At 63.4% G+C, this 20,621-nt stretch carries 6 protein-coding genes; 2 read left to right on the forward strand and 4 right to left on the reverse strand.

The window, feature by feature from the left end:
* Positions 1-4 precede the first annotated feature (4 nt).
* The 3 genes from LZC94_04035 to LZC94_04045 form a co-directional block, all read right to left on the reverse strand.
* A complete protein-coding gene (locus tag LZC94_04035; GenBank protein ID WXB16450.1) occupies positions 5-7,297 on the reverse strand; it encodes a toxin in 7,293 nt (2,430 codons plus the stop codon).
* Entirely contained in the window at positions 7,294-17,001 is a 9,708-nt protein-coding gene (locus LZC94_04040) for a Tc toxin subunit A (GenBank protein ID WXB16451.1), read from the reverse strand. The genes LZC94_04035 and LZC94_04040 overlap by 4 nt, the downstream gene beginning before the upstream one ends.
* A 469-nt stretch (positions 17,002-17,470) precedes the next feature.
* Positions 17,471-18,460, reverse strand: coding sequence for a helix-turn-helix domain-containing protein (locus LZC94_04045; protein ID WXB16452.1), 990 nt, complete (start codon positions 18,458-18,460; stop codon positions 17,471-17,473).
* Positions 18,461-18,534: 74 nt separating this feature from the next.
* Between LZC94_04045 and LZC94_04050 the strand changes: the two genes are divergently transcribed.
* Positions 18,535-19,233, forward strand: a complete 699-nt coding sequence (locus LZC94_04050) for a DJ-1/PfpI family protein (protein WXB16453.1) — start codon at positions 18,535-18,537, stop codon at positions 19,231-19,233.
* Positions 19,234-19,244: 11 nt separating this feature from the next.
* Here LZC94_04050 and LZC94_04055 read toward each other — a convergent pair whose 3' ends face one another.
* The gene (locus LZC94_04055) at positions 19,245-20,009 is read right to left on the reverse strand and encodes a helix-turn-helix domain-containing protein (GenBank protein ID WXB16454.1); all 765 of its coding nucleotides are present in this window, start codon (positions 20,007-20,009) and stop codon (positions 19,245-19,247) included.
* A gap of 99 nt (positions 20,010-20,108) precedes the next feature.
* Here LZC94_04055 and LZC94_04060 point away from each other — a divergent pair, with 99 nt between their 5' ends.
* Positions 20,109-20,615: a MarR family winged helix-turn-helix transcriptional regulator gene (locus tag LZC94_04060; GenBank protein ID WXB16455.1), complete on the forward strand. Its 507-nt coding sequence runs from the start codon at positions 20,109-20,111 to the stop codon at positions 20,613-20,615.
* The last annotated feature ends 6 nt before the right edge of the window (positions 20,616-20,621 follow it).

Below are 20,621 nucleotides of genomic sequence, written 5' to 3' on the forward strand. Positions count from 1 at the left end.
CGGCTCATTTGAGTCCTAACCAAGCCTTGAGAGCTTCCATCTGAGGTAGTGTTTCAATGGCTGCGTTGAGTGCGTCAACTTGCTCGAAGGTGCGAGCGACCCACTCGTATTGGACTTGCCTGCGGACGCCAGGGAGCGGGGATGCCTGCATCATCATCTCGGCAATACTGCGAGGTACTTGAGTACGCGTAACATACCCACCTACACCCCCATATTGCGTGGCGGCCCGTACGATATCTGTTGTAAAATATATACCGGGTTCTGGTGTTCCTGCTCTTTTAAGGGCCGCCGCCACTTCGAGGCTAAACTTTCCACCCTCCAATGGTACCTGATGGCCATGATAGAGGGTGACCATTTCCTCCGCCGCAGCTGCGACCGGTTCCGATAGTTGCTGCCCAGCAGCAGGAATCTTCGGCCCAAGGCGTCCGCCTCCTCCAATCCCACCGGCGCCTACACCGATAATCGGCAGCGAGCGCGCGAACCTTTCTATGTTCGCTGACAGGTGCGCGCTCAGATAGCTGAGCGCTCCCGGCGCCTCCAACGCTATTCCGTGCAAGCGCCCCAATGGCATCAGGTCCTGTGCGGCCTGATACTCCATTTGGAACCGACTGTTTTTCAGCTCTTCGTCGATCGTCCCCAAGATTTCGAAGGGTGTATTCTCAGCAGCCGCCAGAGTGTTTCGCCACGGCAGGAATATATCGTTCAGCAGAAAATTAAGTGCTCGTGAGCCGGTGTCGCGACTTCGCATCAGCGGAATCGGCGAATATTTTGTCTCGTACACCCCCTCCGGTGGGCTCGCCGAACCCTGCGTGTTAGGACCGCGCGAGTTCGGGCGCGCAGCCTCGGATGGCGATGCTTTGGTCTCTGCTGGCCGTGGGGCCGCTGTCGGTTGTGCGGAGGTCTCTCCGGACGAGGAGCTCTCTTGATAACTGGCCTCGTGTTCCGAAGGGATACTTTTTTGCTCCTTCTCCTCCAGCACGGTCACCGGGACCGACTGGTTTCCGTCGGGGTCAGCGCGCCCGATGGGATTGTTGCGCACGTACGCAAATAGGTTGTCGCCATCGCTAAATTTTCGATCGACGCTCGTCCACCTTCCAAGCCACGCCGCGTAGTAGCGCGCTCCATGATCGTAGAGCCCAGTCTCCTCGTCCCGCTCCTTTCCAGTGTAGCGATATCGCTTCGCGCTCACCCCGAGCGCCCCGTCGGCAGAGTGAAACGACGTCGTCCCGAACGGGTGATACTCCTCGTACGAAATGATCCCGCCCGTCTCGGTAACCTCTACGCACGCCGAATCGAGCTGGTTCCCAAGCTGGTATCGCATGCGCGAAACTGGATTCGCGACCGGTGCCGCGTTCGCAACGGTCTCCGTCTCCACCATCGCCACGCGGCGTCGGTCGTCCATCACATGCAGCGTCTGCCGCTCTGTTTCGACGCTTTCCCCGACGCTTCGCCGGAAGATCTCGTACCCGCCGAGATAGATCCGCTCGTCCCGCAGCGTCGCTGTCTTTTCCCAAACCTTGCGCACCCGCTGGCCGCTCGAATCGTAGACGAAGTACGTTTTACCGCCTCCCCCGAGCTCGGCGCTCTGCAACCGATCCGCGTAGTCCCAGCCGATGCGCGCCAAGTGCGGCATTTTGGTCATGTTGCCGCGGGCGTCGTGCTCGTAGATTCCCGAGTAAGGGCCCGCGTGGGGGTCGCCTGGAAGGGATGTCCTGAGCAGCTTGTTGCTCTCCCCCGCATACTGGTATCGGCGCGTCCATCCGGCCGTGCCGGACGAACCCGCTGCGTGCACCATCTCGAGAATATTACCGACTTCGTCGTACTCGTATTGCTCGCTGTACCTCCGCATCGCCTGTGTATCGTTCGGGTGCGGGACCGATGAAATCGGCCCATCCAGCTCGCTCGGCATCGCCTGGCCCGGGTGCTCCCGGCCCTCCGCCGTAGCGAGCCGATAGATCGCCTCGTATGTGTACTTGCCGCCTCCTGCTACCGGAGGCGCTCCGCTGAAGTAGAGTGACGCATCCGCGTCGTCGTCGAGCTGCGTGATATTTCCGACCGGATCGTAGGTGAGCGAGAAGTCCTGCAATCTCGCGCCGCCACTCCCGCGCGTCGTTTTTTGCTTGGTGAGCCGAAAAGTTTGCGGATCGTAGGTGTAATCCGTCCGAAAATCACGATTCGAATAAACAATCGATGTTCGTTGACCCTTTGCATTGTACGCCACGTCCGCGACGAACGGCGTCGCGGTAGACGCGCCTCGAACTCGAACGTCGACCCGCTCGAGCAAATTCGCCTCGTTGTACTTCGGCTTGACGACGCTCCCATCTGGCGCCGTCGCAGACGTGGCGCGATTGAGCGCATCGAATGTCGTTTCGGTGCGAAAATCTTCGGCGTTCAGCAGCGTTGCGGCCGCCGCTTCGATGGCGGCGACATCCGTCAGCGTCGCGATTGCGCTCCAGTCGGCCGTCGTCCTGTACGCGAGAGCCAGCCTCCGTCGCTGCTCGGTGGTGTTCCCCTTGAAGTCCCGCTGCAAGGTAGCAACGACACCGGCGCTGTCGTATTGGCGAACGATGGCGCCACGTGCATTGCGCGGCTTGCTGTCAGGCAGCGCTTCGCCGTAAACGGTCCGCTCGGCCAAGAACTCCGCCTCGGCGCCGACTCGAACATAGACGTGCGTAGGACGCCGTACGCCATCGAAAGCCGTTCGCAAGGTCACGTTTCGGCTATTCCAAGCTCGAATCGCCGTGCCTTCGATGTTGAACAGGGCAACACTCTCACCCGACTCTGCGCCCACGGTCCGAATCGCTTGGCCCCGCAAATCGTAGCTCTGGGTCAACGCCACGTTTCCGCGCGCGTCGGTGAGCTTCAGCACGTTGCCTTCGATGTCGAGGGCTGTCCGCGTGTCGTAAATTCCCTTTGGGCCATTGTCGGCCCGTGTCAGAAATGCCCGCCCAAGGGTATCCTGATGCACCACGGTCGGCGTGTTCGCATGCGCTGCCGTTAGCTCCGCGGCGCGCCGCTCCGGATTCCCCGCAGGAAGAGCAACTCGACTCCGATACCACGCGCTGTCGAGAACCGTGTCGTTGGCGTCCCAGCTCGCCTGGTGCCACGAATCGAACTCCACCTTCGAATGGGTTCCATTCGGAAAGTCCGTTCGAATGAGCCGGCCAAGGGCGTCGTACCGAAATATCGACGTCACGCCGGAGACGGCTAGATCGCTCTCCGCGTCGTAGCCCCCCGTCGGCGCAAAATACGGCTCGTACTGCTTGATCGGATTGCCCTTGTTGTCGAAGACCGTCCGCCCATTGCCCACCCATCGCGGCGCGCCGCTCGCCTCGGGCTCGGCCTGCACCTTGCGCAGCACCTCGCGACCGTGCCCCGCCGTGTAGCTGTAGCTCTCCTGCCAGCGGGGGTTCGCGGCGCCGTGCTCCTCGCGGGCATAGCCGTGCGAATAGACCGGGCCGATACCCTTCTTCCACGCCATGAGGTCGTACTCGAACCTCGTCGTCGGGTCCTCGAGCGTATCCCCTTCGCCCGCCCCCTCTTTGCCCATGAGGGCCGTCTTGATCACCATCCCGAGCGCATCGAACGCGACGGCCGCGCGGTTGTCGTTCGGGTCGCTCACGCGCCAGGGCTGGAGCACGCGGTAGTCGTTCGCCAGCAAGGTGACCAAATCGAGAGCGGGTGTCGTCAGCGAGCTATTCGCGCGGATTGGAAGCAGTGAATACGCGTCGTAGGTGACCGATGACGTATTGCCGAAGGGCTCGGTCGCCTTCGTGACCAGATAGAAATGCTCCGCATCGTAGGTCGGGACTGCGGAAGGAGCCCAATGGTCGCCCGCGACCGCGAAGTAGCCTCCTTCCACCACGAGCACGTCGCTCGTCACCCTCGCGCCGTAGGTCGACGTCACGAGTCCGGCCGTCAGCGTGAGACCCTGGGAGCGATGCACGAGCGCGCGCGATTCCACGCCCCCAAACGGCAACGGTCCGGCAAGATCGTCCTTGTAATAGATGGCTCGTTGCTTCTTCAAAAGGCGCTTCTGAAACGCCGTTGGCGTCGGCGTCGCCTCGTACGGGATCTCCGCAGCATTCGCCACCGCGCTGGCGACGGCATTGAACGACAGGAGTTGGTCGCCCGCCGGAACGTCCAAGCCCGTCAATTCGTAGCTTGCAGCCTCCAGCGGCACGCCGATGCGGTACCAGTCCGTCTCCGTATCTTTGTGCGCGACCCGATTCGTTGCGACGGTCGCAAGGAGCCTCGTCTGCTCGGGATACGCTGAGCTTACGGAGCTGCGTCTCGGATAGCCCACGGCCGCCGCCGTGAGCACGGTCCCGTAATCGTCGACCTCCAGAGTCAATGCGTGCTGTACCCGCGGATCGAGCGGATTTCTCTCGTAATGGTAGTCGACGACCTCGCGCGCGTGCGCCAAGAACACGCCGTGCTTCGCCCCATCCGCCGGCTGGAGCCTCCGCACCTGATACGATCGCTCCGAAATCGTATACGGATTTCTCTGCTTCGCACCCCCGTCGAGCGCATACACCTCTTGCCGCAGGACACTGCCGCGAAGGGCCCGCGCGGCCTCCCGTTCTTCGACGGCATCGCGCGCGATGAAGCCTTCGAAGGCTGTTCGCGGAAGCACGGTCGCTGCGCCATCTCCGGCCCAGTACTCCTTCTGGAAGTGTGCCGCGATGTCCGCGTGCTCTTTCCACGCTCCCGTGTGGAACCAAGTCTTGGTGTGAATCGGCGGAAGGTGAGACTCCGTATCGATCTCGTTTCGCCCCGATAAGAACAATCCCGGGCCACCCTCCGTACCGTACGACTCGGCGTCGAATTGTTCTACGAGCCCGAAGCCGCGAAATTCTCGCTCCGGTCCATCATAGAATCCGTGTCGGTACCTGTAACGCGTTACCAGGCGTGTGTTGGTTACGGCCTCGTAGGTCTCGACCCTCTCGATGACGTGCACGGGAAACGCCAGCCGCGTCGCCCACTCGACTCCGTTGGCCTTGTCCTCCAGGTAGAACTTGGTCGACGTCGCGTACGCCACCTTCCTCTGTAAGCCCATGTTGTTGCGGCTGGCGATCATGACGTGGGGCTTCTTGCTCCCGAGAAGGTCGATGTACCGCAGTCGCGTCGGCGCGTCGCTCGGCGCGCTCGAGAACCAAACCAGCGTGCCGGTCCCCGTGCCGAGAAAATCGTTGACGGTGATGCTCGCCAGATCGTGCGTGGGAAGATATTGGAGCAGCGGGCGCGCGGCGCTCCATTGGTTTCCTGCTTGATTGAACCAGAGCGTGACGCCGTTCTTCCCCAGATACGCGATATCCGTGGTGCCCGTGCCGTCGACGTCGAACAGGCGGAGCCTTCGAGGCTCGAACGCACCGGGCTTGTCGAACGTCGGCGCGCGGGCCATCGTCACCTTCGCGCCGAACCGGCCATAGCCCAAGTTTGGCCAATAGCTGACTTCACCGTTTCGGATGCGTACGATGTCGCTCAAGCCATCGCCGCTCATGTCCGCGACGACGATGGCCTGCTCGGCATCTGCGAAGACGACCGCGGGAGCCTTGCGCTCGTCGCGGGCCAGCGGGATCACGACCGCGGCGCCGAAGCCGTCCTTTCCCAGCGACGGGTACCACACCAGCCGATCGCCCTCGGTGCGAAGAATGTCGGCAAAGCCATCTCCGTTCAAATCGAGGAACTGTACGTTCCGGTCGTTGGAATCGATGTTCGGCAACGACTTGAACGGTACGAACGAATGCCAGCGATCGTCCGCACCACGCACGGAATACCCTTTGACGGCGCCCGAGAAGTCGACGAGCTCGAGCCGGCCGTCGCTCTCGAGGTCGAGGAGTTGCTGCCCGCCGCGCGCGAGCGCGCTCGTCGTCGGCTGCGTCGTGAGCTTTCGAGGCCGTGTGAGCTTTGCCCCTCCAAGATTGCGGCGATAGAAGAGCGCGCCCCCCTCGTCGCTCAAGAGACCCGCGATCCCTTCACCGTCTAGGTCGACCCAACGATGCGTCCGCCCGTCGATGATCCCGGGGAGCGACCGACGCGTATCCGGGTCCGCCAGTTCCACACGGTCGTGGAGCTCGGGTTGCTGGTAGTCGAGCTCCAGCGGTGGCATCGAGGCTACCTCGTACGCACTTTCCTTTTTCAAATAGCCACTCTGCGTTACGCTGCGCAGATATGTGACGGTCGGCCCTTCGTCGTACGCGAAGTCCGTCGACCGCACGAGCACGGGATCTGGACCGAGCTCCTCGAAGCGGTGGAACATGAGCACCCGCCGACAAAGTCGATAGGTACGTACCTCGAAGCTCGCCCGGTATGTCGAGAACGGATCCTTCCGATACGGCCATGGCGTCGTTTCGGCGGGCGTGGGGGCGACCGCATCGTGGTCGCCATAGTCGAGGACGATCTCGAAGAGCCATGTGTTGGCGATGATCTTCGACAGTGGAAGATAGCTCCCCAACGTGGGGGTTCGATTTCCGTAGTGAACCCGCTTCAAGTAGCGCTGCGGGGATGCAGGCCCCGCAACGCGGTGCTGCTCGAACGGCTCGGGCGGTACGTTGGCGCGATCTTCCTGCTTGTATTCATAATATACGACATTGCCGCGATCGTCGTATGTGGCCTCGAGGAGCCACTCGAACACCTGGGTCGGATGGTCCGGATGCGCAATTCGCGCTTGCGACGAGCCTCCGTAAAGGCTCGTCACATTGTCCTTGGATACCGTGATCCAATGGACCTCGCCGGTTGTCGGGTTGGTCCACCGCTCGATGCGCGCGAATAGCCCTTCCACCCGCGGGCGATACCGCGCGACCTCCATCCCGTCGCGCGTAAAGACCTGTCGGCTCCACGAGCCGCCCGCGTCCTCCACCAGGAACGGAACCAAATCCTCGGCGCCCGAGAGGAGGAACGTGTCGGACTCGCTCCGGTCGGCATAGAGGGGTAACCCCTTGTCCGTCTTTCGCCGAATCGATGGCACGGAGAGTGACCACCCGATGCCAAACGGCCCATTTCCTCCACCCGAGTCGTACGAGAGGCCGATGCTCGGCTGCATACCGTTCCGACCCGGCGATATCGCAATCGGCACGGACATCGTCGCCGTACCCGTGGCCGCCGCCGCCGCGAATTTTTCTCCGATCCCGCGAAGCGCGCCGCCGCCCTTTGGCAACGACGGGATCGGGGGTGCCGGCACCGAGACGATGTCCTTTCCTCTAGGCTCCGCGCCGGCGGTGCCACCGCTTCTCGCGTCGTGCGGCGAGGTCGTCTCCGCGCGCGGCTCGGCCCCTTTCTTTTCCTCGTCCCTCATCGCAACGACCCCGATGTCGGATGCGCGTAGTTGACGATCACGAAGAGATCCGTCGCGAGCGCGAGGCGTGGAATATCCGCCGGCGCGCAGGTGATGGTCCACGGACCGAGTGGCACCGGCGACGAATAGGTCACCGATCCCGTCGGTTGTCCTTGCAAAACCGTACCGGTCGACTTCAGCTCGACATCGCTCGTCGGGGCGTCTTTTGGTGTGACCTTCAGTGTCAGCTTCGTCCACCCGGTGACGTCATCCACGAGAAGCACGAAGTCGAGCCCCGTGATTTCAGCGTCCGCGCCGGCTTGAAAGGGGAGATGATCGGGGTCGAGGGCCAAGGTCAGGGCCGGAGTCGATCCGCTTCCGCTCACGAACCGGGTCCACGGATCCGAGAATGCACTCTTGACGGAGAACCCGATGAGCGGTCCATGACGTGACGAGGAGTCCGCAGGCGTCTTGTTGAGCGCCTCCTTCAGCCCCGCGTTGACCTGCGTGCGAAAGGCCATTCCTCCCTCCCGCGCGGTGTACTTCATGTGGAGCACGACCTCGGAGATCGTCCGATAGTCGAACAGCGGCACGGTGTTGGGTAGCTCGAGCCGAAAGTGGCTCACGGCGCCGGCGCCCTCGAATGGCAGGTAGCGCTCGTCGTGCAGGTTGTTCTCGAAAAGACCGCCATCCTCTCGTGCCGTGCTGGTCACCACGGACTGTACCGCCAGATTACTGGTTACCAGCGCGCCGCTCTCGAGCGATGGGCGCGTGCGCACTTGGCTGGATAGAAGCGTCAAGGTGCACCGAACCGGCACGTACGGACCGCTCGTACCCGCGATGGTGAGCGCGACGTGCTTGATGCGCCGTAGGTAGTGTCCGGGGCTATCGACGTCGAAGAGGGCCTCGGGGATGTTCACCAAGCACGAGCCGGTTTCGCGGAGCATTTGAAGCGCATACGGATCGAGCATGGTGAGCGCGATATCACGCTGTAGCTCGTATTCACGCTTGTCCTTGTCGAGGTACGCCGCCTGCATTCGTTTCAGGTCCAGCCCGAGCTTCTCTCCGGCGAGGAGGCCCTTTCGCAAACTGTCCCAATAGCCAAATGTGATGAAGGACGACGTCGTGTCGGCGAGCTCGAACGCCCACGCACGTTCCGCGCGCTTGCACATCTCGTAGGCGAGCTTGTAACTCTGGAAGTAGACGGCGGAGATTTGTCCAATCATCCAATCGTACAGCTCTTGGTTCGTATATTTGTCGCGCATGAAGTCGCGCGTGTCGATGGAGTTCTGGACTTGGACATCGTGCACCGAGAGCTCTTGCTCGGCCATGGCAATACGGATCTGAGCGCCTGCAATCTGCTTGTCGAATTGCTCGATTTCCTTTTGGGCGAGGTTCTTCTGGTGCTCCCAGTCGTCCTTTCGCCGGTGGTACGAGCCGAGCGTTCCCGAGATGTTCGCGACCGAATCGACGGCGATGGCGCCCGTCTCCAGCGCGGACGCGAGGTTCGCGAGCACGCTCGCCGACTTGGTCCCGCCGAGGCTCGTCAGCGCGACCGGGCTGCTGAAACCGCCCGCGCCGCCTGCGGTGAAGTCGGGCACGGCCGCTGCGCCGCCGGAGAGCAAGCGCATGACACCCGCGGCCAATCGCAATCCTCCCGCGACGCCTACGCCGATGATGTGCGCCGTTTCCCACTCATTGATGAACGAACGGCTGCCGTAGTATTCGAACCGTATTCGTGCGCCGTCGCGTGATTTTTCGAGCCCCTCGAGTGCCCTCTTTGCATCCTCGACGGCCAGCTGCTTCGTCACCCGAATCGCCGAAAGAAGCTGGATCTCCTGCCCTGCGCGCAAGCTCGCGAGCTCTTCGGCATCGCGCTTCTCCAGCGCCGACAGCAGCGCCGCGCCGAGGGCCTTGACCTCGGCCACGAAGTCGCTCGCGTGGGCGGCGACCACGGTGTACCTCCGTAGGGGCAGCGGTGCCGATACATCGGAGAGCACGCTCCCGATATCGATGCCCGCCGCCGCTGCTTTTACCAAGAGCCCGGGATCGATGGGCGGCTCGAACAAAGGAAGCGATTGCGCAATTCCCTCGATGTCGAGGCAATGCCGGATCTTGAAGAGCCGGTCCTCCACCGTATCCCAATAGCGAAGCAACTTGTCGTTGGGTGGAACGCAGAAATACAGGCTGGGACCGTGAAGGAGGATCTCCCCTCCGAGGTCGGAGGGAGTCGACCCGGCAGGCGAAGGTGGAAGCGCCACCTCGAGGTTCGAGAAGTCGTCGAGCATGGACGCGACGTCGTCGTAGGTCTTGTCCGTGACGCTCTGGGCGGGCAGTCGTTGCGGGCGCCGTCCGAGGATTCGTAGGGCGACGAGATAGAGCTCGGTGGCCTCCTGGATCGACTCGATGGTATTTCGTGCGAACAGCTGATCACCCCAGGCGATGAGCATGTCGAGGTACTTCATGACCACCGTCTTCTGGTAGGCAACCTGGCGCAGCCGGGCGATGCGGTGCGGTGAGAAGGGGTGCCTTCGCCAATCGAAGATTTGGTCGTCGAGTCTCTGGCGCGCGGCCACACGGGCAGGGTCGTCGCCCTTGTAACTCAAGAGCTGCAGCAGCTGCTGAATGGGACCGCGCTCGTCGTGTTCGCCCGAGGCGAGCTCGTAGAAGGGTTTGAGCTTCCAGAATCGCTGAGGGGCGAGCTCCTCGCCCCAGGGGTACTCCTTCGGCTCCGTCGGGTTGAAGATATAGTGGAACCACTTGCGCGCCTCCTCGAAACGCTGCTCCGTGGTCAGCTTGTTCGCGATCAAGAGCGGAATGTGAAAGAAGAGCTCCCAATTGTATTGGCTATAAGTACCTTGGTATTCGAAGTCGAACTCTTCGACGGGCAACGGTGTTCTTACGTACCAGCTTGGATGGTAAGTGTTGTTGAAGATGGAGGTGTCGCGCAGCTGCTGCCGGCGCAGCGATGCTCCAGCGGTCCCCGCTTTCGGGTCCAGGAGCCCTTCAATCCCGTCCCGCCCAACCTGCAGGAGCATGTCTCGCACGAAAGGATGATAGAACGGCGTGAACGTGAAGAGCGCATCCGCTCGGCTGGAGGCCGTCGCGGTGGCGGAGGTATAGAGGCTCGCGTTGTACGGCCTTTGCTGGGAGCCCGGCGCGGAGAGATCGACGTCCCGGCCTGCCACGGCGCTCCAGAGCCGGCCCGTGCTCGAGGTGCTATCGACCGGTGGCGGTGCCGTCGCCAACGCCGAGGGTGGAAATGGCGCCGCGCGTGGCACCGAAGCAATGCCGAGGGACTTCAGGCTCGGCGGCGGCGGTGGTTTCGGCGGGTTCACTGGGTCCGACGTTACGAAGAAGCAGCGCTCACGGTCCTGGACGAACATGGGCTCCGTCGTCCAACTAAAGGACAAATCGATATTTCGCGGATCGCCTGCAGGGCTGCGGAGGCGGAGCCCTGGAGCGCGCACCACATCCATCGAAGTCGGTGTCGTGTCCAGAACCCAAGCATCGATTCGGCTCGGGCCATCGTCGTAGCTCGAGAAGATGCGCCCCCTGTAGGGGATCGGGAGCGCGAGCCCTCGGTATTTCGTGCGAAGCCACTGGTAATAGGCCTGGGTGCGCGAAATGGGGGTCCTGTTCTCCTCGATCGGAACGGCGGAATAGAACTCCGGATATGCAATGCCGCGACTGCCTGCGAGCCGGAAGTGTTGACCCCACGTGTACGTTTTGGGCTCGAACCTCGGGACACGAGGTGCGTTCGGCTCGGGCCATGGGTCCCAACCGCTGGAGATCACCTCGTAGCCGGTAAAGACGAACACGTCGGATGCGACGACGTCGACGATGAGCTCGTCGGTCTTCTTGTCGATCGACGTTCGCAGAGCGAGCCTTTCGCTCGCGAGCTGGAGTCGCTCCTCGGCCGAGGCCCGAACGTTTCGATTGTACGGATCGACCTCGAACTCCGGGCGGTCGAGCACGCCCGGATCGTTGAACTGCGCAGGCAAAGCGCCGTTCGACTGTTGTACCTTGGTCCACGTCCCCCGGTGGCGTGTACTCCAACGTAGACGCACGTCGAGCCGCGGCTTCGCGGGCTCGCCCGAAGTCGCGCCCACCGCCGCTCCGACGATTGCACCAATCGACCCCGAGCCCGCGGGTCGCGTTGAAGACGAATTTTGCGCCGATGCTTGCGTGACGACGGCCCAAATCAGGTAGGGACGACGATTGGAGATGGCGAGTTGGACATGGTCGCTTTGGATATCGAGGTCGATTTTCTCCCACGCCGTCCAATAGCGCCGGCCGACCCATGTCCGGTAATAGTACGTGCGCGGAATCGACTTCGTGCGGGCCACCACGTGATACGTCAGCGTGTTCGTCGATTCGTAATCGCCGGTCATCGCGATCACTTCGAGGTGAGCAATCTCATCGAGCCCCTGCAGGTACGCGAGCACGGCGTCTTCTGCCGCCTCCGACGTGAGGTCCTGTTTCGCCAGATCCGCCTCGAGCGCCTTGAAGAGCGGCGTCTTGTCGTCGCGGAGCTGCGGCTCGATCCAATTCTCGGGGTGGATGAAGATCCGGCGATTCGCCTCCCAGACCCGATAATTCTTCATCCATCCCCACTGGCTCGCGTCATCGGTGGAGAAGACGAGGGAGGGGGTCGCGAGCGCTTCGAGGTTCAGGAGAATGCGCTGCACGAACATCTGGACGGACCCCAGTGCGTGCTTGATGCGCGATGTTTGCGCGCACCCGCTCATGAGCACGTCCGTCAAGAGATGATCCGAAAGCGCATTGGCATCGGTAGGACCGGACGGATCGTGATGCACGACATAGCTGACGAGCGCATCGCGCTGGCGCTCGCGCAATCCGTTGCGCACCGGCTTGGCCGCATCGGGCCAGGCTTCCGGCGCAAAAGTTCCACGTACGGCTTGCTTGATGGCGTTGGCCTGCGCCCGCGAGGCGGTCGGACCATCGGTGGCCGTGTCACTCGGGCCCCCGAGGACGTCCCTCCACGGCCAGACGATGGAAGCCGAAATCCCCAACCGCTGCGTGATCGCCAGCGACCGTTTCAGTCGTCGCAGGGCACGCTCGTCCGTGAAGTTGGCGGGATAGGTCAATTGGTACACATCGGCGAAGTAGGTCAGATCGCTCGAATCGAGCCCCGTACGGGCGACGACCTCGGCCAGAAATTTCGCGCGCGACCATCCGTCCGCGCCCGTCGCCGCACGTTCGAACAGGTCGAAGAGGCGCCTTCCCGCAAAGTCATTTCGAAGGTCCGCTGCGTCGATGAGTCGTCGCCATGGGTCGAACCGCCCGCTCGCGCCGGTGGGCGGCTCGAGCGGCAAGGCGTCGAGCGACAAGGGCGCGTGCGTCATCAACCACGGCAGGTCATCGACGGTGACCTTCAGTCGCGTGGTTACGGCGGTGATCTTCTGGAGCAAGCGATACGTCGCAAAGTGCGCTCCTGCGGAGCTGGGCGAGAGCGGGCCCGCGACGGCATCGAGCGCAACGAACAAAGAGAGCGAAGTCGCGGCCGTGGGTGCTCCCGCGGAGGTTCGCGCGTGCGCATATTGCCACAGAAGGGCCCTCATGATCGAATTCGTCGATCCGAGCGCCGACGCGAGCCGCTCGGTCACGGCGGCTTGCTTGCCCGCAAACACCTGCGCGAACGGCAATACGTAGGCGAAGCGGTTCGCCGCGATGGTCAGCTTGCCGTCTCCGGTGAGCTTCGCCTTGGCGTCGGCCGCGTCCATGAAAGGGCCGAAGTTGGCGTCGATGAAGGCGTTCTGCTCGGGAATCGTTTCTGTCGCGGTGCCCGCGACGATGGCAAAGGCCCGCTCGGCATGGCTCGCGGGGCTTGCTGCAAACACGGCTGCGAGGTACTGCTTCGTCAAGGTACCGTCGGGGTCCTCGGGGGCGGGAGGTGTCTTGGCGATCTTGATCAGCACGTCGCGAAGCCCTCCGAGGACGAGGGCGATGGCGTCGTCGTTGGGCCGATGGGTTGCCGGCGTCGTATCGCGATCGTTGAGGATGTAATTCAGCTCCTCGGGCGAGAATCGGTACGCTTTCGCGCGGTCGAGGTCGTCCCACAACCGCAGTGCATGATCCGGCGTGCTCGCTGCGAATGGAGTTCTCCCCGTGAGCTTCAGGAGCACGAGGAGGGTCGACACGGAAATTTTGAGGGCTCGCGCGAGGGTGACGTAGCGATACAGCGTCGAAATGTTCGCGAGCGTAAGCTGATTCGTTAGCCCTTCGTGATTGGCGATCGCGGTCAACGAGGCGACGTCGCTCGAGAGACCGGCCGCCAGATCGGTGTAATAGCCTGTCAGGTTCTTGCTCTCATCGGCCAACGTTTTCCGGTCGGCGCTCAGCTTGAAGACGTTTTCGGCCGCCTTGGCGGACGTCGTCCGGCTTTGAAACATCGTTTCGAACGGAGACAGCTTGGTGACCGAATCCGGATGGGTGTCGATGATGGCACCCGCGCGCCAGGTGAGGACCGCGTCCAGATCGGCTTTCGACCTCGCTACAATCCGTTGAGCGTAGGATAGCTGCTGGAGCAAGGCATCGTCGATGCTCCCGGAGCCCATGGTCGCGATTGCCCGATCCAGGCGGTGCGGGGACCACCCAAGAGCACGACGCAGCCGCTCGAAGCGGTGAATTCGGTCGAAGAACGACGCGGAGGACGCCGTGATTCCGGCGAGGGTCGCCTTGTTCACATCGCATGATCCGGATGGAAACGCGATGTTGACGGCCTGGCCGGCGCTCACATACGAGGTCGCGAGGAGAGCTGGAAGCTCGTCGAAGGAGAGCCCGGACGCGGCAAGAAATGCAGGTACGGGCACGAGCTTGGGTATCCACTCCGAGGGTTGACCCGTCTGCCCCCAATAATCGCCCAGCTGGAGCGATTCGATGCTCGCGCCCGTGGCGGTGATGATCGCCCGCTGGTATGTCGTCAACCCGAGGATCTCGAGGGCCACCGAGAGATCCGTGATCGGATCCTCCACGAGCGCGCTGCGCAGCTCCGCGCGGCTCACGTTGAGAATACCCAGGTACGCACGCGACTCGTCTACCCAATGATGGTAGGGAAGCGCCCAGGGATACACGGCCTGGAGCAGCTGATCATAAGCTTCGCTCCGCAGGTGCTCCGGGTGGACGGCAAGATCGCCCGCCGACCACGTCGTCTGGTACGCGGGCACCGATCCCGGCGCCGGCGGCGCAACGCGCAGCTCGAGCAGCTCGTTGACCAGGTCGATCTGGGGAAGCACCGTGTTGGTGTTGGCGCACGACAGCCGAATCTTCGTGATATCGGGGAGCCGCTGCTTGAGGACATCGAGAGCTTTGGGGGATCCCGAGATAGGGCGCTTGGTGAGGAAGCTCAGAATGTCCGTCAGGTAGGCGCTCGGTCCGAAGATCGACTGGCACTGCTCGCATGCACAATAGTCGAGGCTGCCGAAGAGCGCATTCCAGTCCGGGATCGATTCGGGCGGCGTGCTGCCTCCAAGCACGGGAATCGCCCCGTCGACACCCGGGAACTGGAACGCGGCCCCGTACTGGGAGGCAAGGGTCAGCGCCAGGATATGCCTTTGCGCCGCATTGTCGTAAATCTTGGCGGCCGCGGTCTCGCCGAGGGTACTGGCCACTTCCTCGATGAACGGCTCTTTTCCATAGCGGTAGACGCTGCCGGCCGAATGGAATCCCTTGTTCCATAAGGTCTGGACGGAAGAATACGTCGCATCGGACGAGGCAACGCCCACGAGACGGGCCATTCGCTCGACCTGGGCCCTGCCGTTGGGGTTGTCTTTGAACGCGTTCGGATTGGCCCGGGCATAGGCGTGAACCGATGTCGTCGTAAAATCGAAGGCCGCATTCGCATCGAAAAACTTGGTCAGCGGCGCCGTATTCGGGATGGGGTTCGCGGTCAGCCCTGCGGCGATGGCCGGCGCGGGGTAGGCTTGCGTGGCGAGCGAATGGAGCGTTTCGGCATACGTCGATTCGGGGTTGTTGCCGACGATTTCCAGCGGAGCCCCCACTCGGGTCGACGTCGAACCGGGGAGCGTCACCGTCGACTGGATGTGGTCGAGCCAGTCCGAGATGGATAGCTTCGCGAGCGCGCTCGGGGCCGTAACCCCGGAGCTCAAGAGGGCCTGCACCAGCGGCGGGTGATTGAGGGTGAGGACACCCAGGTGCAGGGCCAGACGCGCGGCGGGAAGCTTGGCGACGAGCTCCGGCTTGCTCTTGATGGGGGGTAACTGGGCCGCGAACTGCCAAAAATGGTCCGGTGTACCGAGGTGGCCGAGATACGTGTCCAAAAGTACGGTCCGCTCGTCCGCCGTCAGCCCGGCGATCGCCAAGATGACCGAGAGGCGCGTCGACTGGTTCGATGTCTTGTCGGTGAGGGATGCCCCCACACGCAACGCGTCGAGCGCGTCGAGCTGCGCGGTCGCCAGCGCGGCGAACGACGACGGGAGCACGTTGTCATCGAGAGCCGCTTTCAGGGCCGCGTTGTTGTCGGTCCGTGGGAGCGCGAGCGCCGATGAAAGAGAGACGGTCCGCTCGTGGCGTCCGAGCGCGTAGAACAACTCTGGAAGGAGCGGCGGGCCCCCGAGAGATGCCGCGCGCGCCGCCTCGACGAAGAGGCGGACCAACGCGGGATCCAGTCGGTACTTGGCCGCCACCGCGCCGACGTCTTGGGGCGTGAGATCTTTGCGGGCAATGGCCCCGCGAGCTTCGTCCACAGGTCCAGCGATCCGGACGAACTCCGATGGGCCAACATGGCTCACATTACCGACGACGAGGTCGACATGGACCACGGGACCGGCGTCCGTGATGAGCTCGGAGTGAGCGATTTCCTGATTGGTGTCATCGTACGCACGCAAAAGGAGATCGAGCTTCTTGTCGCCGTACTCCGCAATGAGCGTATAATAGCCATTGTCACCCGTCGCCGCCGAGGTTCCGACGAGCGTTTCGGCGCGCATTTGCAGCGCAAATGCTTTAACGATGACCTTCGATTGCGGTACGGCGTCTCTCGTGCGCACGAATCCCGTCACCTGCGTACGAACCTCGCCCGTCAACACACGAATCTGGACGGGGTTGTCCAGCTGCGATGGGGTCCACGTCACCGACCCCGACGTGTCGGCCAACTTCTTCGTGCGATCGCTGCTGTAGACGACGAAATGGACGCTCTTCGCCGAGGTTACGAGATCCGCCTCGCTCAGCTCTGCGCGAAAATCACCCTTGTCGTCCGTGACGGCGACCGCTCGCGGCGCGGCCCAGGTGGCGCCGTCCTCCCAGAGCTCCACGTTGAGCCCCGCGATCCCGCGCAACGCGTCGTCGGACGTACCTCCGACCACTTTGCCACGGACAACGTACCGAGCGCAGCATCCTCCGCGATAGATCACGGGCAGCGGGGTTACCGGGATGGTGACACCACATTCGCCGACGTCTTCTTTCCAATGGATGACGTCTTTCGTATCGCGGAGAAGGACACCGTCTTGGTAGATGCGGAAGTAGAAGATGGCGCCCTTCTTGAGGTCGTCCCGGTCGATGATGACCGAAATTGCCCCAGCGTAGTTGGTGACGGCAAGTCCTCGAGGTGTCGTCCAGTCTGCCCCCGCCTCCCAGATTTCCACATCCAAATCGGGAATACCCTGAGACGTACCGGTTTTTACGACGACCGCGGTGACTCGAAAGCACGGATCTTCGGATGTTACGGGTGCATCGGTTGCATTCACGTGGATCTCCTCCATGCATTAAGGTGCAGACGGGCCGGCCATCACTCGCGCCGCGTCGGCAATGCGTACTCAATACGTTAAAATGACTATCGTGCAAATGAAATGTAGGGGGACGCCCGATTCGCTTCGCGACGTTGGCTCGGGCTTCGAGTGCTTAACCGAGGTAATGTCGAAGCGATTCCCAATCGCTACGTCGCGAACGATATTCGCGCGTAACCGGAGCAACGTGGGGGCGATTTTTCAATCGCTACGTCGCGAACGACATTCGAACGTGAGGCTCGATTTCGAGTGGTCGTTCGAACCCAAAGGTGGTGAACCCGACACCCACCTGAATCGCGCATTGTGTTGCGCTGTGGATGGTGTTGACCGTTTCATGTTGCGAAACTTCGTGAGGCTCGGGTCGATGCATTTGTACGCATCTCACGGATGCCGTTTGGCATCGGGAGCTGCATTGCGAACGTAACGACGCCTACACACTTCGCTGCGCGAACCGATCGCGGTACGCGCTGGGGCTCGTGCCCAAGAGGCGCAAGAAGCTGCGCCGCATCGTCTCCTCGGAGCCAAAGCCGCAGCGGTCGGCGACGCGCTTGACCGGCTGCATCGCTTCGAGCATTTGCCGCGCGGCCTCCACCCGCATTTGTTCGACGGCGCGCGCGGGGGTGATGCCCGCCGCTTCGCGGTAGCGGCGGACGAAGTTGCGCGCGCTCATACCTGCTTCGCGCGCCAGGGCGGTCACGGAGAGATCGGCGTCCAGGTGCTCGGCGATCCAGCCGTGCAGGCGCTCGAAGCGCGCGTCGTCCTGTTGGCGGGTGAGCGCCGTGCTGAATTGCGCCTGGTCGCCTGGCCGCTTGAGAAAGACCACGAGCTGCCGCGCCACCGCGAGCGCCATGGCGTGCCCGAGATCGGCTTCGAGCAGCGCCAGCGCCAAGTCGATGCCGGCCGTGATACCTGCCGACGTCCAAAATTTGCCGTCTTCGATGAAGATGGGATTCGGATCCAGCCGCACGGCCGGAAAACGACGCGCAAACTCGTCGCAGCGCTTCCAGTGGGTCACCACCCGGCGGCCATCGAGGAGCCCGGCGGTGGCGAGCAAGAACGCACCGCTGCACACGGACGCCACGCGGCGCGCGGAGTCCGCGCGGCGCTTTACCCAGTCGATGAGCGGGCGGTCGTCGCAAATGGGGTAAACACCAAAGCCGCCCGCGACGATGAGCGTATCGAGCGCGGTGGCCGGCGAGGGCAAGGGGAGGGTCGCGAGCCCGAGACCCGCCGAGGTCGTGACATGCTCTCCCTGCGCGACCACGAATGGCTCGTAAGGCGCCGCGTTCCCTGCCGCACGCGCGAGATCGTTCGCCGAGGCAAAGACCTGCAGCGGCCCCGCGATATCGAGGAGCTGCACGTTGGGAAAGGCGAGCAGCTCGATCCGGCGCGGCGGCGTTGGCGTAAATCGAGGGATCATTGGCGTTTCCAACTCAGGGTGGCGCATGCGATCACGAGGGTCAAACCTTCGACCCCGACCGGGAGATGGACGCCATGGCATTCCAGATTGGTTTTCTCGTTTTTCCCAAGTTGCAACAGCTGGATCTGACGGGACCGTACGAGCTCTTCGCGGAGGCGAAGTCATGCAACGTGCACCTCCTCTGGAAGAACCTGGACCGCGTTCGCTCCAGCACCGGCTTGGAGTTCACCCCGACCATGACCTTCGCGGACTGTCCCGCGCTCGATCTTTTGTGCCTCCCGGGCGGCGCTGGGGTCAACGCGCTCATGCAGGACGACGAGGTGCTCGACTTCGTCCGCGCCCGCGCAGCGAGCACGCGCTACGTGGCGTCCGTGTGCACGGGGGCGCTCGTTCTGGGGGCGGCGGGCATTTTGAAGGGCCGGCGCGCCACCACGCATTGGGCGTCGCACCATTTTCTGGAGCCGCTGGGCGCGATCCCGGTGCGCGCGCGCGTCGTTCGAGACGGCCACGTCTTCACCGGCGGCGGGGTCACCGCGGGGATCGATCTCGGCCTGACCGTGCTGGCCGAGCTCGCGGGGCGGCTCGAGGCCGAGACCGTGCAGCTCAATCTCGAGTATGCCCCCGAGCCGCCCTTCTCGGCCGGCAACCCGGATACCGCGCCGCAGGGTGCGGTGGACGCGGTGAACGCGCGGCTCGCCGCCGCCTTGCAAGCGCGTGCGTCCATCGTCGCCGAGCTGACCCGAGCAGGAGCGCGCCACCCGTCCTCGTCCTAGGACGAGCCGGATCAGGAGAGAACGGCCCGAACGCCGTCGGCTGCTTTCTTCAACACGGGCAAGAATTTTCGCTTCATCGCATCGAGGCCGACGCGGTTGGCCTGCGCGCTGACATTGATGGCCGCGTGCACCCGGCCGTGATGATCGATCAAAGGGACGGCGATCGAGCGCAGCCCCTCCTCGAGCTCCTGATCGACCACGCAGTAGCCGCGCTCGCGAACTTCGTCGAGAATCGCGCGAAGCTTGGCCTTGCTGGTGACCGTGTGGCGCGTGAGCGGTGTGAGCTCGGCGCGGGCGAGGCGCTCTTCGCGCTCGGGCGGGGGGAGAAATGCGAGCAGCACGCGCCCCATCGAGGTGGAGGCGGCCGGGAGCCGCGCCCCCACGCCGAGGTCGACGCTCATGATGCGGCGGGTGGCAACACGTGCAATGTACACGATGTCTTCCCCCTCCAGCACCGAGGCGCTGCACGACTCCTCCAGGGTTTCGCTCACCGTGCGCAGGTAGGGCGTGACGATGTCGGGCAGCCGCAAGGAGCGCAGGTAGGCGAAGCCGAGCTCCAGCACGCGCGCGGTGAGCGCAAAGCGCTTGCCGTCGAAGCTCGCGTACCCCAGCTCGGTCAAGGTGTGAAGAAACCGCCGCGCCGCGGCGCGGGTGAGATCGGCCCGCTCGGCGACCTCCGAGAGGGTCATCGAGGCGTGCGTCGCGTCGAACGCGCGAATGACTCGAAATCCTCGGTCGAGTGACTCCACGAACTCGGCGCTCTTCCTTCCCGTCACGGCGCCATGCTCCGACAGCAGGCGCGATCGGTAAAGCCCGAAATGCGACGCCGCCCGCCTTGACGGATGTGTTAGCGCTAATATATTAGGGCTCATACAATGGTCCATGGCTTGGGAACGAAGCTGCGCCGGCTGGTGAGCCTGCTCGACGGGGACGTGGAGCGCATCTACGAGCACGCGGGCGTTGCCTTTCGAGCGCGCTACTACCCCGTGTATCAGGCGCTGGAGGCGGAGGGCTCGTGCACCATCCGCGCGCTGGCCGTGCGCTCGGGGCTCACCCACTCGGCGCTCAGCCAAACCATCTCCGAGATGCTCGGCGCGGGTCTGGTGGTGGTCGTCCGAGGCGAAGATGCGCGGGAGCGCAAGGTCCATCTGAGCGCCAAGGGGCAACGGGTGATGGCGGTGCTCCAGCCCTATTGGGACGCCATCTCCGCCGCCGCGCTTTCACTGGACCAAGAGCTGGAGGTATCGCTGTCGCGGGCGCTCGATGGCGCGGCGGAGGCGCTCGAGCGGCGCTCCTTCTACGAGCGGGTCTCGGCGGAGCTCGGGGCCGCCGGCGAGCGCGCGACCCGTGTGCGTACACGGACACCAAAAAAGGCGAAGTAAGAACGA

Source organism: Sorangiineae bacterium MSr11954 (assembly GCA_037157815.1).
Taxonomy (GTDB): Bacteria; Myxococcota_A; Polyangia; order Polyangiales; family Polyangiaceae; genus Pendulispora; species Pendulispora albinea.

Bases quoted from the DNA above. Each gene is read 5' to 3' on its own strand.
- LZC94_04060 (WXB16455.1), top strand. From the start codon at position 20,109: ATGGTCCATGGCTTGGGAACGAAGCTGCGCCGGCTGGTGAGCCTGCTC.
- LZC94_04045 (WXB16452.1), bottom strand. From the start codon at position 18,460: ATGATCCCTCGATTTACGCCAACGCCGCCGCGCCGGATCGAGCTGCTC.
- LZC94_04050 (WXB16453.1), top strand. From the start codon at position 18,535: ATGGCATTCCAGATTGGTTTTCTCGTTTTTCCCAAGTTGCAACAGCTG.
- LZC94_04035 (WXB16450.1), bottom strand. From the start codon at position 7,297: ATGAGGGACGAGGAAAAGAAAGGGGCCGAGCCGCGCGCGGAGACGACC.